The following is a 12,360-nucleotide window of genomic DNA, read 5'->3' as shown; positions in this document are numbered from 1 at the left end:
TTAAACCTCCAAAATCCAGTTTGATGATTTTCAAGTTTTGTCAACTAAAAAGTCAAGCCGCCTCCGTCAACAGAGAGTGTCGCACCAGTAATAAAGGATGCCTCTTCAGAAGCTAAAAAAGCAATGGCGTTTGCCACTTCATTTGGAGTCCCAATCCTTCTAAGTGCATTGGCTTTTGAAATAATCGGCCATTTGCGCTCATTTTGTTTCCAGCCATCAATAATGTTTGTGTCAATCACTCCAGGAGCAATGGCATTGACACGGATATTGTACTTACCATATTCGAGAGCGGCATTTTGTGTCAAAACGACAACCCCAGCCTTAGATGCATTATAGGCGGACATGTACTTTTGCCCTTTCAGTCCCAGCAGGCTCGACGTGTTAATGATCGCTCCTCCGCCCGCTTTTATCAATTCTGGGACAGCATATTTCGTACCGAGGAATACCCCTTTTAAATTAATGTCAATCACTTGATCCCATTCTTCCTCTGTTAAATCAACGCTCCTTACCTCTGAATGGCCGATTCCTGCATTATTGCAAATGATATGCAAACCGCCAAAGGTGTTAACCGCCGTTTGGATTAACTCTTGAATGTGTTTTGAATTGGCCACATCTGTGTATACGAAGATGGCCTTTCCTCCTATTGATTTAATGAGATTCACTGTCTCTTCGCCAGCAGCGGAATTAACATCTGCGATGGCCACAGCTGCCCCTTCTTTTGCGAAACGGATAGCCGCTGCCCTGCCAATCCCGCTTCCTCCGCCAGTAACAATGGCTGTTTTACCAGTAAAATTCATCAATAGACCTCCCTTTAACTTTGAGTTCTTATTGAACACGCTTACAAAATCTTTAATCAGTCGAAAAAGAAATGAACGCCCATCTATACTAACCGGTTGGTATGTACAGATATAATTATACAATTCAGCCGTCAATAATTCAAACTCTTTTCTAAATATTCTAAAAATAAAATTCGAATTTAGTAAAAAATAGGACCGGAAAGTAGCTTCCGGCCGAAAGTTTATTAAAAACGTTTATTCATTTTTTTCTGTTTGAGCATCACTTCATAGGATTTTTCAATAATATCGGTTAATACGTCACCCTTATAAATCCTGCCTAGCTTTAAACCCTGTTGATAATACTCCACAATCTCATCCAGTTTTGCAGAGGTTTCCTTCGTGATTCTAACATTTAACTGAATTCTTTCCGACTCCATTAATCATTGCTCCCCTTTACTGCAGCAGTTTGCTAGCAATAATCTACATTTATGTTATCTACTGCTAGTATAACATGTTTCAGCAAATTTTTCCAAATAAACAGAAAGCCAACCACGTTTACATGAAATGCCGCTTTTCTAGCAATATTAAAATGAGGAGGTTATTGGTCATGCAGTTATCCTGGATATTTGGACTATGTCTGGCCGCACAGGCCATTCACGCTTCCGAAAGTGTTCCCATTACCAAAAACGGCGAAACGGTAGCCACTTTCAATGTAGAGGAATTTTTTTACAAACTTCCCGATTTTCCGATTATGAATACTGGCAAATATGGGCAATTTTTGGATCAACTTGAAAAAAAAGCTGCCACTCCCCCGAAAAATGCTTCGATCGATGCAAGAGGGGCAATTATTCCAGAACAACTTGGCACGCAAATCAATCGTCAGGCATTAACAGAGCAGTTATATTCCTTTTATTTTAATCGGCTCCAAACCCGAATTGAAGTTCCGCTCGTAACAGCCTACCCTAAAGTTGACAGCGAGTTGCTAAGCGAAATTAACAGCCTGCGTATAGGCCGTTATGTTACATCCTTTAACCAACATAACAAGAACCGGTCCGTCAACATTAAGATCGCTGCTGATGCCATTAATAATTACGTTGTCTTCCCTGGGGAAACTTTTTCCTTTAATAAAGTAGTTGGCAAACGGACGGCAGATCGGGGATATTTGCGTGCACCTGTCATCATTCGCGGGGAAATAGATGAGGATATAGGGGGCGGAATCTGCCAAGTATCCTCGACTCTATATAATGCAGTTGACAATGCTGGACTTAAAATAATCCAACGATATTCCCACAGCAGAAGAGTTCCCTACATACCTCCAGGACGAGATGCAACTGTCAGCTGGTATGGACCAGACTTCGTTTTTAAAAATAGTTATAACCAACCGATATTAATACGGGCAAGAACTCTTGGCGGAATGCTGATCATTTCAGTCTTTTCAGCTGAAGGAATGAATTATTCCCCGCGGAAGGTTCCATCTCCGCCTTATTAAGGATAAAAAATACAAAGGGCCAGACCTAGTTCATGTTTAAATAAGCAGGCCTGACCCTTGTTTATTTTATTTCTTATTTAATGCGCTTTCCATTAACTCTTCTGAAAATTCAGTGATAGCGGCATTATCCATTCGATTAAGATTAAAATTTGGCGCCATATTTTTAATAAGGTTGCCCATTTTCCCAGAATTTTGCTGCTGTTGATGATTCGCCTGATTCTGATTCGACTTAGCTGGTGCCGTATTTTTAAAGGCATTTTGAATTGGCAGTGTGAGATTTTGGCGTTTTCCTCTTGACAAACCAAAAACGGCTGCACTTATGCCAACCCCCAAAAGAGATGCCCAAAGAGTTCCTCTTCTCTTCTGTTTCGGCATAAACATTTTCAAAAACGGCATCCTTCTCATGCTTCTCATGTCAGCACCCCTTTAGGATAATCTAAGAGGGTGAAATCTCCCCCTCAAGCTCTAATCTGCACAATAAGCACAATTATATAAGTAGAAATCAGTCCATGGTCTGGCATTCCTTGAATCGTTCTCCATTTATCCCCAATCCCCCTTTCAAACATCCTGTTGGCAGAGAACCACTTAAGGTTTTTTTTCATACTATGGAAAAAAGCAATCATAGGGTGGTGTCTATGGGAGGTTTAACCTATTTTGATTTTTTAGCAAAGTTTGGCGTGGGCGGTGCCCATCCAGGAGGAATTGGACTAACGAAGAATATGCTTTTAAACGAGAACATAACGGAGCAGTCCTTTGTATTAGATGCAGGCTGCGGTACAGGACAATCAACAGCTTACTTGTATCAGCAATATAAGGCAAATGTGTGGGGATTAGAAATTAATCCAATCATGATTGAAAAGGCTAAAGATCGATTTAAAAACCTAAAAATGCCTATCCAATTGACACAAGGTTCGGTGGAAAGCATGCCTTTTGAGGATAATACCTTTGATTTTGTTCTGTCAGAATCGGTATTAGCTTTTGTCAACAAACCCAATGCGATACAGGAGTTTTACAGAGTCTTAAAGCCTGGAGGCCGTATCATTGCGAATGAAATGACGATAAACCAACCATTAAATGATCTGGAGGCATCGGAAATCAAACAATTCTATGCGATTGATTCTCTTTTGCTTGAAAATGATTGGAAAGAGATGTTTGAAGCTGCTGGTTTCCAAAATGTACAAATTACGGGACAAATATATGACCTTAAACACAGTGCCCCTGCCCAGGAATTTAACTTTTCTAGAAATTTCGAGCCAGAACTTTTCGGAATCCTAAACCAGCATGGAAATATGTTAGTAAAGTATCATGATGTATTGAGTTACCGAATCATTTCCTGCTCAAAAAACTAACGATCACAGAGCCTTGAATTTCAATCGAAATGACGGGCTTTTTTTATTGTCAGTTGGAAGGAGTCATCCTGTTTAGTCTCTCTTGGTATTTGGTGAATATTATCCGGAGCACGATAGAAAATAATCAGGAAAGGATGGATGATAAATGGACCAAACCTTAGGATATTTACGCGAAATATTATCCAATTATACCGATGAGCACCATACAGGTGCCAGGCAGCTTTATCACAAACTAATGAAGGGACATTATCAATCGGAGGAATCCTTTGTCCGTGATTTAACTGGCAGTGAAATCGATTTTTTGAATAAAATTCTCCCAGATGAAATTAACTATGCCAAGCAGGAGCAAGATGAAAAAAGGCTGCGGGAATTAAATGAAGTGTATGAACTGTTAATATAAAGCAGTCCTGATAATTCGAGAGGAAATCAACAAGCACGTTGAACAAAAAAGATGGCGAAAGCTGCCATCTTTTTTTGGAAATATTGCATATTGCTGTAAATATTTCCTAGGCAAGCGCACGGTACGACAAAAGCCGATGCGCAGCCATTTCTATTACCCCTAATTAACGACATAATTTGATCGGAATCAACAGTTTATTCGATCCCATTCGAATATTTGGCTGTTTAAACGACATATTGTTTGATTATTCTTGCTTATCTCCAGGTAACTGGGATTTGCCCAATCTTCCTGCGTCTTTAAGCGCCTTTTTGATAATTAACTCGATTTGCGCATTTACACTGCGAAATTCGTCATTCGCCCATTTTTCCACTGCATCGTAAGATTTTGGATCGATGCGAAGCAGAAATCGCTTTTTCTCAGCCACGCAATCACGACCTTAGTAAATGGTGCCTGTATTGATTACAGGCTGGCTTCCCTTGTCGGAAACCAATGCCACCATTAGATTATTCACCATTTGTGCTTTCTTTTCTTCATCCAGTTCCACGATGCCTTCTGAACTTAATTGGCCAATGGCGGATTTCACCATTGAAACTGCCCCATCAACAATCACCTTTCGGGCTGCCAGAACAGCCTTTGCCTGCTGTCTTTGCAGCATAGCATGCGCAATTTCACTAGAATAGGCCAAATGCATGATTCTTGCTTCAAGGATGTCCACCCCTGCAATTTCTAATCGTTTTTGCAAGTCATTGGTCAAATTATCGCCAACCTCGTCAGAGTGCTGCCTTAAAGAGATTTCATAGTCATTATTAAAATTATCATATGGATATTGGCTTGCAATATGCCGCAGCCCCGTTTCACTTTGTGTATGAACAAACTCTTTATAATCCTCAACACCAAAAACGGCTTTTGCTGCATCTGACACTTTATAAACAACTACCGCGGCAATTTCAATAGGGTTTCCCTCCAAATCATTCACTTTCAGCCTGTCACTGTTAAAATTGATTACCCTGAGAGAGACAGTATTTCTTTTGGTTAAGGGAACGGTCAACCAAAAGCCTTCCTGGCGAATCACACCGAGATAGCTGCCAAACAATGTAAAAACCTTTGCCTGATTTGGCTGTATCACTGTAAATCCGCTTAATACTAGAAGCATTGCCAATGCAGATACAAAGGCTGCGATGAACATAAAGACATTTCCTGAAACAACAAAATTACTAAAACAGGCCACGGCAACCCCAGCAAAGAGCAACAGCAATATGACACCCAAAAAACCATTCATTTTGCTGATTGACTTCTCCGTCAATTGAATCACTCCCCTTTCAATTATTACTAATATGATATCACTTTAATATCATTTTGAAAACGTTTTTCTGATTTTTAGGCAATATAAAAAGGAACTGCTTTTAAACAATTCCCTTTTGAGATTAACATCTTAGGAGACCCAACCATGACACCAGCCAATAAGCGTTCCACTTTTATCCCCCTTTAGCGGCTTATCAATCTAAAAGGAAACGATGAACCATCAGCCGATGTGTGTTTGTTCCGTTGAAGGAATTAATTCACATTTTTATATGGAATTCAAATTCCTCAAAGAAACCTTTTCGGTGAGAGACCGATTCGACTCTTTATTCCTTAAGTTTGGTATGGCAATGTCCTCTTTGGATTAATAGCTCGAAAGATATCAAAAAACAAAAAATATCTTTTCTTTGTAATCATCCACTTTATTGCCTATTGGTATGAATTTACCAGCCATAGACATCCTTTTTTATTGATTGCTATTCAAATAAACTAGGAACCAACTAAGAAGGAAAAGTCTCCGATTACTGCTTTTCTCTAGACTTCATTGCTCAACTGCCAAATGTTTTTGCAAGGAATACCCTTACATTTTCGTTCACAAACGGAACGAACACGAATGGTTGAGCCTCCTAAGATGTTATGGATTATTTTCTTTACATTTATATTATAGCACGAGATCCCTAAAGATTCCCAAGTAGTTGTTACAACATTGTGAACTTTCAAAAGAACACTATTATTGCAAATTATCGTATAGCCTGAATTAAATAAGCTGCCTGCAACAGAGTTTAACTCCATTACAGCCAGCTTCCTTACATTTCCTGTCTTTAAAGGTAAATATTTTTTAAGCGCTGACCTTTCTTCCTCCAAGCATCCCCTTTTTTTGAGAAACATAACTATGCAGCACCATGCCTCCCATTACAAAAACGATGCCGCACCATGAAAAAACAGATGGAAGGGACGCCTGCAATACCGTCACCTCCCCAACTAAAGCAAATAGAACCTCCATCGACTGCGTAGCTTCCACGGCTGCTAATTTTTGCATGCTTCCCCTTACGAGATCCGTCGCTTGAAAAAATAACACGGTGGCAATCACCCCTGATGAGATTGCGACGATACTTGTTTGAATCGTCTGGCTCACAGTCGGAAAGCCTGCTGACATCACACCATAAATAGCCAAAAGGAGCCAAAGAGGCAAACTGGCGAGTGTCATCCCCAAAACCCTTTGAAAAACATCCAAACGCCCGCCGCAGACATCCATCATTTTGCGATTTCCTAATGGATAAGCAAAGGAAGCGATGATAACTGGGAATACGCCTAAAAAAATCTCCATATGAGACAGATGGCCTGCCTGCTCAACCTGCATGAATATGATCCCCAACAAGATAATCATAGACATGGCTAATCCTTTGACTGGAATAGCTCCTCTAACTTTAATTGGTCCACTTGCTGACGTAGTCGTTTCATAAAACAAAGGTGCCAAAAGGGAACCTGAAATAATCGTAATCTGCCAAGTGGCAGCAATTAACCAGCCTGGAGCGTAGGCTGCAGAAAAACAAATAGGGCCATAAAATAAGCCAAACCCGACAAAACTCCAAAGCAGCCATGCACCCGGCTTTTTCTTCATTTCTAGCCATAAAGGTTTCAGATTTTTTCTGGCTGCAACGATTAAGAACAAAAACGGAATCATAAAAATATAGCGTAAAGAGGCGCTCCAAATCCAGCTTCCCCCCTCCTGTTCCATCGCCCTATTAAGAACAAAAGTAAACGCAAAAAAGAAGGCAGCACAGATGCCTAAAAAAATCGGTTTCATTTGTTTTTCTCCTTTGCTGAAAAAAAGCTTACTTAATTAAGGTTTGGCCCTCAGACACATGCATGCATGTGTCTGGGGATCCAACTTGAGCCTATTTCAATGCCTGGTTTCCCAAACTTTGTTCATGGCTGCTGTTATATAAATGGTTTCGATTTCTCGCTGCGACCATAAAAGAACAAACAAACAGGATGGCGGCCAGCCGGAAAGTAGTCCGTACACCAAACTTTTCCGTTATCCATCCCATGACAAGCGATGAAATCCCAAAACAAGCATAGATCATCGTGCCTCGTGCAGAGTAGACCTTAGCCAGCACTTGTGCCCGTGCATTTCTTTGTATTATGGTTGTTTCTGCTACATCCCTAGCCATTTGTGGAATTCCAAACAGAAAGGAAAGAAATAAAGCGAACCAAGGGATAGAAGTATTACCGAACAAGATTGTGATGAAACTGAGGCTAAGGGTTGAGAAAAGGATCGTTTTTCCGAGATTTCTTTCTACTATCGAGGAAAAACGATAAATCCATAATCCAGCAATGAGCATTCCCGCAAAAAAGGCACCATTAATGAATCCCCACCAATTCTCTCCTTTGTTGAGTGCCTCAGAAACATATACAAACAATATCGCCGCAATCCAAACAGCGTTCGCCAAGGTTTCCAAAATATTCATTATGCTAATGGTCCTGAGCTGTTTGGAACTCCAAATAATGCTCCATCCCTGCTTTAATGCCCCCATCCGTGATAAACCATCCTGTTCCGATTCCGAGTGCTTCCCATTTTGTAAGATCAGCCCCATGAATGCAGAAGAAATGGCATACAAACACAGTGTGATCCATAACATGTTTGAAGCACCGGCCATCACTAACAATATACTGCCAGCGGGCCATGCCATCAGCTGCACGATTTGGTCAGATATGGACAAGAGACTATTCGTCTTAACTAAACGGCTTTCCTCCACTAAACTTGGGACTAGCGCATTTCTGGCAGGTGCTGCCCAGCCATCCAAAAATGAGATCCAACAGACTAGCAAAAAAATCCAAGATAAGGATTGCGCCTGTATCATGCCCGAAAAAATGGATAACAGAAACATAAGGAATGTCTTCCCAGTTTGTGAGTAAAACAAAATCGACTTCAACCTATATTTCCTAATCACCAATGGGGCCAATAATCCGCTAATCAATCCAGAAAAGGTATTTAAAAAGGGCACCAGTGACATGTAGGTTACAGAGCCCGTAGTATCACTGATTATTTTCATCAGGCAGACGACATATAAAATATCTCCCAAGTTGGCAAACATTTGTCCAAACCAAAGAAACCGGAAGGAATACTGCTTTCCGATTGAATCCAACATAAAAAACCCCGCCTTTTATTTAGTTTTCTTATAAGGAAGGGTGTCTTTTACATTGGACGGCCTCCTGTTTCCAATTTGTTTCGATATTCTTAGTATAGCAGAAATCTGAATCTTTTGTTAATATTCTAATGAAGGACATCATCCATTGTTAACTGTCCTATCATATTTGTCGTTCAAAAATCTTACTATAGTGAAACTTTGTGGACCTTTTGGACGTAATAAGAACTGGAAAAAAATTAAGAATAAAGTGAGGTTGGTTCCATGTTTGGGAAAGTAGCAGCAGACATGCTAGGGTTAAGTGATGTCGGTTCGGTAATAAAACCAGCAGATTATGATAAGGTCGATGCTGATGATTATGTCATGCATGAAGACCAAGAGAAGATTTATTTTTTAATAAAATCTAAATCAGACGAGTATTGCTTTACCAATAATGCATTGATCCACCTGGATGGAACAAGTGCCACAAGCAAGAAACGGATGCTTCACCGCTATAGCTATGCCACCAATAAAATCACCGATGTTTTTCTGGAAACAGCAGGAACTGTGGATTTGGATGTAGAGATAAAATTTAAAATTGGTTCTGTCCCATTTTCCATTGATGTTCATAAAAAGTTCATTGAAGAAGTTAAGGATTTATATAAAGCCTTGATTAAAATTTCTGAAATCACTCATGAAAACGAAATTTCCTTGCAGTACGCCAAGCAGAGTATCGAAATTGCTTCTACTACATTAGGCCGTGTCACCAGTCAGGATGCAAACTTAGTAGTTCAATTTAAAATGCTAAACCAGGCTGCTTTTCAATGGTTAGAAGAAAGCAAAAAGCAATATTGGATTAAAGATTTTGGTTTTATCTTTGAAAAATATATAAATAATTAACCAAACAAAAATAACCCCTAAACATTGAAGGGGTTATTTTTGTACCTTTATTGCCATTTAATCAGGGGATGGACGATGAAACAGCCCCATTACCTCAATGGTTTGCGTTATATTGACAAACGCATGAGGATCAACCTCTTTAATAAGATTTTTTACTTCATTCAATTCGTATCGGGAAATGACCGTCATTAAGACATTGCGCTTATCATTTGAGTAGCCTCCGACACCATCCATAATGGTTAAGCCCCGGTATAGATTGTTTAACAAATGCTGCCTCATTTCCTGGCCCTTTCCCGTAATAATCATTAATGTCAGTTTCACGTGGTCCGTATAAATCGCATCTACCACTTTTCCCGTTACATAGATGGATACCAACGTATTAAGCGCGGAATCCCAATCAAACAGAAAACCGCTGATCACAATCACAATTGCATTCATCGTTGAAAGTAAAAAACCAATGGGAAAGTCTCTTTTCCTTGAAATAATGATTCCGATAATGTCAAATCCCCCGGTAGATCCTGAACAGCGAAATACAATTCCAACTCCCAGACCTGTTAAAGCTCCTCCAAATATGGAGGAAAGTATCGTGTCTGTTGCAATCGCGTGGACAGGAACGAAATACAGCCCTAAAGAAATAATGATAACGGAAAAAATGGAATTCGTAATAAACTTTTTTCCCAGCTGTTTATAGCCAATGATTAGCAATGGCAGATTTAAAATAAAATTGGCCAATCCCGTATTAACCGGAGTAATCATCCCCAATATCATGGATATCCCGCTAAGCCCGCTGCTTAATACTTCATGAGGGATTAAAAAAAGGTTGAAACCCACTACAACAATAAGGGAGCCCATGATCAAACCTAGACGCTGCAATGACTTTCCTCCTCCCGACAACTATAAAAAAAATAATACAGATTCTTGCTTAATATGTAAATGAAAATATTTTTTCGAAATAGTAATTAAATTCCATCAAATTAGACATTTGACATTTTAAATCCATTTTATATACTATATAAGTATATCAATTTAATAAAAAAATCCTCATCAAGAACCGATGAGGTAGAGGTCGCGGTTTTTATAAGTAAAACGGACGAGATGCAGAGACATCCCTGACTCCGTTTGAAAGGAAAAACTGCCGAAGCATGCATTGTTCTCTGAAAATGCATGCTGGGGCTGTTACCGAACAGGAACAGAACTGTCACACTTTGGTCTCCCAGCAAAGTGTGTTGAGCTATCTTTCGGAAGGTATGATGCGGGTATAAACCATGCCATCGATATGTTTCGTTGGCATTTTTTATTCCCAACTCCTTCCCAATTTAAAATGAAAGAGGAGTTTCATAATGAACACAGCAAAAACGGCATCACATGGAAATAAAAATCAAAATGAATTAAGAAGAAGCTTGAAATCCCGTCATCTAACGATGATTTCCCTTGGCGGAACCATTGGAACTGGATTATTCCTTGCCAGTGGCGGTGCCATTCATACTGCCGGACCTGGCGGCGCTATCTTATCTTATCTTGTGATTGGAATCATGGTCTATTTTCTAATGCAAAGCCTAGCTGAGATGGCGGCCTATATGCCGGTTGCAGGAAGCTTTAGCACCTATGCTTCCAAGTTTGTCGATCCGGCTCTAGGGTTTGCGCTTGGATGGAACTATTGGTACAACTGGGCGATTACGATCGCTGCCGAGCTTTCCGCTGTAACCATGATCATGAAATTCTGGTTTCCTGATTCTCCATCACTGCTTTGGAGCAGCCTTTTCCTTGTCATCATGTTTCTACTGAACTATCTATCTGTTAAAGGCTTTGGAGAAGCAGAATATTGGTTTTCACTGATTAAGGTCATTACCGTTATTCTGTTTATTCTAGTCGGGATATTAATGATTTTCGGCATCATGGGCGGCCATGCTGCAGGCCTTAAAAACTTTACCGTGGGTGACGCACCGTTCCATGGGGGATTTATGGCGATGTTGGGCATCTTTATGGCTGCGGGTTTTTCCTTCCAAGGGACAGAGCTGTTAGGAGTTGCTGCTGGTGAAACAGATGAACCTGAAAAATCAATCCCACGTGCTGTAAAATCAGTTTTTTGGCGGATTCTGTTATTCTATATATTTGCGATTTTAGTGATTGGACTGTTAATTCCTTTTACAAACGGAGATTTGTCAAACAGTGATGTATCCGTCAGTCCGTTTACACTTGTTTTCAAAAAAGCAGGAATTGCTTTTGCTGCATCTGTCATGAATGCAGTTATATTGACTGCCGTACTTTCAGCCGGCAATTCAGGAATGTATGCTTCTACCCGGATGCTTTGGGATTTAGCGCGCCAAGGAAAAGCGCCAAAATTCCTCGGAAAGTTAGACAAACGCGGCGTGCCTGTAAATGCCTTGATTGTGACTTCCTTAGTGGGAACTCTTGCGTTCCTGGCTTCCTTGTTTGGAGACGGCACTGTATATGTGTGGCTGTTAAATGCTTCAGGCATGTCAGGGTTCATCGCTTGGCTTGGCATTGCGATCTGCCATTACCGGTTCCGCCGGGCTTATACGGCACAAGGCAGGGATCTAAACTTGCTGCCATTTAAATCGAAATTTTTCCCATTTGGTCCGATCTTCGCCTTTGTTGTATGCGGCATTGTTGTTCTAGGCCAAAACTATTCAGCATTTATGGGCGGCCAAATTGATTGGAATGGAGTATTGGTCTCCTACATCGGAATACCATTTTTCCTTATTTTATGGTTAGGCTATAAATTTACGAAAAAAACAAAACTAATCCCTTTACATCAGTGTGATTTATATGTAAAATCCACGGAAATAGAAGAAAGTAAAGAATATACTGCATAACCAAAAGGCTCCTGCAATAGGAGCCTCAGATTGTCGAGAAAGGGTATTTTTCTCGGCAATTTTTTATTATCACAGAATCTAAATACCAAATGCGCCTGCGGGGTTTCCAGTGACCTCTACTTCCCGCAGGAGTCGAGTGCCCTCCACTCCAATCAACAGGGTGCAAAGTCAACCTAAGTATT

General features: G+C 40.3%; 13 protein-coding genes and 1 riboswitch. Of the genes, 5 read left to right on the top strand and 8 right to left on the bottom strand.

Features of this window, described 5'->3' with window-relative positions; genetic code table 11:
* Positions 1-44: 44 nt before the first annotated feature.
* The gene (locus NFS43_RS21805) at positions 45-797 is read right to left on the bottom strand and encodes an SDR family NAD(P)-dependent oxidoreductase (RefSeq protein WP_251554978.1); all 753 of its coding nucleotides are present in this window, start codon (positions 795-797) and stop codon (positions 45-47) included.
* A 224-nt stretch (positions 798-1,021) separates the two neighbouring features.
* A complete protein-coding gene (locus tag NFS43_RS21800; protein WP_251554976.1) occupies positions 1,022-1,213 on the bottom strand; it encodes a hypothetical protein in 192 nt (63 codons plus the stop codon).
* Between the two features lie 170 nt (positions 1,214-1,383).
* Here NFS43_RS21800 and NFS43_RS21795 point away from each other — a divergent pair, with 170 nt between their 5' ends.
* Entirely contained in the window at positions 1,384-2,265 is an 882-nt protein-coding gene (locus NFS43_RS21795; RefSeq protein ID WP_251554975.1) for a VanW family protein, read from the top strand.
* Positions 2,266-2,331: 66 nt separating this feature from the next.
* Here NFS43_RS21795 and NFS43_RS21790 read toward each other — a convergent pair whose 3' ends face one another.
* Positions 2,332-2,679, bottom strand: a complete 348-nt coding sequence (locus tag NFS43_RS21790) for a hypothetical protein (RefSeq protein WP_251554974.1) — start codon at positions 2,677-2,679, stop codon at positions 2,332-2,334.
* Positions 2,680-2,900: 221 nt separating this feature from the next.
* Here NFS43_RS21790 and NFS43_RS21785 point away from each other — a divergent pair, with 221 nt between their 5' ends.
* Both NFS43_RS21785 and NFS43_RS21780 read left to right on the top strand, forming a co-directional pair.
* Complete coding sequence (locus NFS43_RS21785) at positions 2,901-3,614, top strand: class I SAM-dependent methyltransferase (protein WP_251554973.1); 714 nt, start codon at positions 2,901-2,903, stop codon at positions 3,612-3,614.
* A 145-nt stretch (positions 3,615-3,759) separates the two neighbouring features.
* A complete protein-coding gene (locus NFS43_RS21780) occupies positions 3,760-4,014 on the top strand; it encodes a sigma-G-dependent sporulation-specific acid-soluble spore protein CsgA (RefSeq protein WP_251554972.1) in 255 nt (84 codons plus the stop codon).
* Between the two features lie 244 nt (positions 4,015-4,258).
* On the opposite strand, the gene NFS43_RS21775 is transcribed toward NFS43_RS21780, so the two are convergent.
* The 4 genes from NFS43_RS21775 to NFS43_RS21760 form a co-directional block, all read right to left on the bottom strand.
* On the bottom strand, positions 4,259-4,438 hold the full coding sequence (locus NFS43_RS21775) for a type II toxin-antitoxin system antitoxin (protein ID WP_251554971.1): 180 nt from the start codon (positions 4,436-4,438) through the stop codon (positions 4,259-4,261).
* A gap of 12 nt (positions 4,439-4,450) precedes the next feature.
* Positions 4,451-5,317, bottom strand: a complete 867-nt coding sequence (locus NFS43_RS21770; protein ID WP_251554970.1) for an SPFH domain-containing protein — start codon at positions 5,315-5,317, stop codon at positions 4,451-4,453.
* Between the two features lie 834 nt (positions 5,318-6,151).
* Positions 6,152-7,120 carry a DMT family transporter gene (locus NFS43_RS21765; RefSeq protein ID WP_251554969.1) on the bottom strand — a complete coding sequence of 323 codons (969 nt, stop codon included), beginning with the start codon at positions 7,118-7,120 and terminating at the stop codon, positions 6,152-6,154.
* 91 nt (positions 7,121-7,211) lie between these two features.
* Entirely contained in the window at positions 7,212-8,465 is a 1,254-nt protein-coding gene (locus tag NFS43_RS21760; protein ID WP_251554967.1) for an MFS transporter, read from the bottom strand.
* A 261-nt stretch (positions 8,466-8,726) separates the two neighbouring features.
* Here NFS43_RS21760 and NFS43_RS21755 point away from each other — a divergent pair, with 261 nt between their 5' ends.
* Positions 8,727-9,341, top strand: a complete 615-nt coding sequence (locus NFS43_RS21755; protein WP_251554965.1) for a PH domain-containing protein — start codon at positions 8,727-8,729, stop codon at positions 9,339-9,341.
* A gap of 57 nt (positions 9,342-9,398) precedes the next feature.
* On the opposite strand, the gene NFS43_RS21750 is transcribed toward NFS43_RS21755, so the two are convergent.
* Positions 9,399-10,193: a YitT family protein gene (locus NFS43_RS21750; RefSeq protein WP_251555010.1), complete on the bottom strand. Its 795-nt coding sequence runs from the start codon at positions 10,191-10,193 to the stop codon at positions 9,399-9,401.
* A 200-nt stretch (positions 10,194-10,393) separates the two neighbouring features.
* Positions 10,394-10,583: riboswitch (Lysine riboswitch) on the top strand.
* Positions 10,584-10,681: 98 nt separating this feature from the next.
* Here NFS43_RS21750 and NFS43_RS21745 point away from each other — a divergent pair.
* Complete coding sequence (locus NFS43_RS21745; RefSeq protein WP_251554963.1) at positions 10,682-12,178, top strand: amino acid permease; 1,497 nt, start codon at positions 10,682-10,684, stop codon at positions 12,176-12,178.
* Positions 12,179-12,360 lie beyond the last annotated feature (182 nt).

Origin of the sequence: Neobacillus muris (genome assembly GCF_943193175.1) — a bacterium.
GTDB classification, from domain to species: Bacteria; Bacillota; Bacilli; order Bacillales; family Cytobacillaceae; genus Neobacillus; species Neobacillus muris.
This window is presented reverse-complemented; position numbering and strand designations above follow the sequence as displayed.